A 1,174-nucleotide genomic window follows, 5' to 3' on the forward strand; every position below is an offset into this window, starting at 1 on the left:
CCGCGGCGGCCGCGCTGGCGCAACTGCAGGCGCAGGGCCAGCTGCGCATCCGCGCCGGGCGCCTGCTGCGCGCGCGGCTGGGCGAAACCGCGGTGGAAGCGGTGATCCGCGATCGCGCCAGCAGCAACGCGCGCACCGAGGACTTCGACGTGCTGATCCGCGCCACCGGGCTGGACACCGACGTCGCCCGCACCAGCCATCCGCTGGTCGCCACGATGCGCGACGCCGGCCTGCTGCAGGCCGATCCGCTGGGCCTGGGGCTGCAGGTGGACGAGCGCCTGCGGGTGCGCGACGGCAGCGGCCATCCGGTCGCCGGGCTGTACTGCATCGGGCCGCTGCTGCGTGGCGTGCTGTGGGAGATCACCGCGGTGCCGGAACTGCGTACCGCCGCGCAGCGCCTGGCCGAGGAGCTGGCGACGCTGGCGCAGGTGCGCACCGGGAATGGCAGTGTTGGCGAAGCGCGGCAGCGGCAGGCGTTCTAGCGGACGGATCCGGTGCGGCGTGGACGTGGCGTGGGAGGCAACTCTCACGACGCTGCAGCGCGCTTTCCCGATAATCCAATGCGTCGGGACTGACGTCCCTCCCACAGTGCACCCGGCAGGCTCGCCGCAAGCCGCTTGGGAGGCGCGAGGTGAGTCGCGACAGCGCCATCGGCAATGCGTCGCCGACGCGGACGTCGCTCCCACAAGGGCGCGCATCGGCGGCTGGCTCGCCGGCTACAGCGTCGGCTGCGCGCCGCCGCCCACCCAGGCCTCCACTTCGCCCGGCGCGAACGGGCCGAGCTTCTGCCTGACGATGCGGCCGTCGGCGTCGATCAGCACGCTGTACGGCAGCAGGCCCTGGGTGTCGCCCAGGCGCACGCTGGCGTCGGCCGGGCCGGGCGTCTCCAGCGCGATCGGGTAGCCGATCGGCACTCGCTGCAGGAAGTCGCGCACGTCTTCGGCGCGGTCCAGGGCGATGCCCAGCACCTGCAGGCCGTCGGCTGGTTGCGCGCGCGCCAGCCGGTCCAGTTCCGGCATCTCGCGCACGCAGGGTTCGCACCAGCTCGCCCAGACGTTGACCAGCAGCGGCCGGCCGCGGAACTGCGCCAGGGTCAGGTGGCCGCCGTCGAGCGTGGGCAGGCGCAGCGCCGGGGCGGAATCGCCCGGGCGCGCCGCGGCGACCGGCGGCGCGG

Annotated in this window: 2 protein-coding genes; one reads left to right on the forward strand and one right to left on the reverse strand. The window is 74.7% G+C overall.

All coding sequences use genetic code 11. The features are described from left to right. The coding region (locus tag D588_RS0115240; RefSeq protein WP_017916593.1) for an FAD-binding protein at window positions 1-482 on the forward strand (482 nt) is incomplete at its 5' end. Window positions 483-716: 234 nt separating this feature from the next. Here the strand turns inward: D588_RS0115240 and D588_RS24980 are convergent. Next, window positions 717-1,174, reverse strand: a 458-nt coding sequence (locus D588_RS24980) for a TlpA disulfide reductase family protein (protein ID WP_017916594.1), incomplete at its 5' end; no start/stop codon positions are given.

The organism is Xanthomonas sp. SHU 308, assembly GCF_000364645.1.
In the GTDB taxonomy this organism is placed as follows: domain Bacteria; phylum Pseudomonadota; class Gammaproteobacteria; order Xanthomonadales; family Xanthomonadaceae; genus Xanthomonas_A; species Xanthomonas_A sontii.